At 59.6% G+C, this 203-nt stretch carries 1 pseudogene; it reads left to right on the top strand.

Going from position 1 to position 203, the window contains the following annotated elements:
• Window positions 1-203: pseudogene (locus P0D80_RS51870) on the top strand (IS6 family transposase); the annotation flags it as partial.

The following is a 203-nucleotide window of genomic DNA, read 5'->3' as shown; positions in this document are numbered from 1 at the left end:
ATTGGTACCACCGCTTCAACCTGAGCCTGCGGGACATTGAGGAGTTGCTGCTCGAACGTGGCGTGGACGTGACCTATGAGTTGATCCGCAACTGGTGCGACCGGTTTGGAGCACAATTCGCGCGCCGGGTGAAAGCCGTGCGCGGCAAGCCGGGCTCAACCTGCCATCTCGATGAAGTGTTCCTGAGACTGCAAGGTGAGCCA

Origin of the sequence: Paraburkholderia sp. RL17-373-BIF-A (assembly GCF_046030175.1) — a bacterium.
Classification (GTDB): Bacteria; Pseudomonadota; Gammaproteobacteria; order Burkholderiales; family Burkholderiaceae; genus Paraburkholderia.
The sequence above is the reverse complement of the archived record's forward strand: the minus strand, read 5'-3'. Positions and strand labels throughout refer to the sequence as shown.